This is a genomic window from Jiangella anatolica (assembly GCF_003236295.1).
In the GTDB taxonomy this organism is placed as follows: Bacteria; Actinomycetota; Actinomycetes; order Jiangellales; family Jiangellaceae; genus Jiangella; species Jiangella anatolica.
Genome location: NZ_POTW01000228.1, coordinates 1 through 425 on the forward strand (window position 1 = coordinate 1; position 425 = coordinate 425).

A 425-nucleotide genomic window follows, 5' to 3' on the forward strand; every position below is an offset into this window, starting at 1 on the left:
CGGCATGGCCTGGGCAGAAGAACCGCCGTCACGCACTCGTCACTTAGTCAGCAACTGCCAGGTAAGCGAAACCGACATCCCAAACGTATTTGCCGTGAGGGTGAATTATCTACTTTATCGGGCACAAAAAGAGCGCGATGAAACATTCTATGTTGGAACGCGTTTCGACAAAGTTCGCCGTCTGGAGGACGGGAACTGGCGCTTGCTGGAACGGGATATCGTCCTGGATCAAGCGGTAATCACTTCCCATAACCTGAGTGTACTGTTCTGATGAATCGAATTTATGCGTGTCCCGTTGCGGATGTGCCGGAGGGTGAGGCTCTCCGGATCGATACCTCGCCCGTCATCGCCCTGTTCAACGTTGGCGGCGAGTTTTATGCCATTAACGATCGTTGCAGCCATGGTAATGCGTCAATGTCAGAAGG

2 protein-coding genes are annotated in these 425 nt (G+C 52.9%); both read left to right on the top strand.

Going from position 1 to position 425, the window contains the following annotated elements; all coding sequences use genetic code 11:
- On the top strand, window positions 1-271 hold a 271-nt coding region (locus C1I92_RS33115), incomplete at its 5' end, for an aromatic-ring-hydroxylating dioxygenase subunit beta (protein ID WP_325048182.1).
- Window positions 271-425, top strand: a 155-nt coding sequence (locus C1I92_RS35800) for a Rieske 2Fe-2S domain-containing protein (protein ID WP_146605402.1), incomplete at its 3' end; no start/stop codon positions are given. The genes C1I92_RS33115 and C1I92_RS35800, both read left to right, overlap by 1 nt.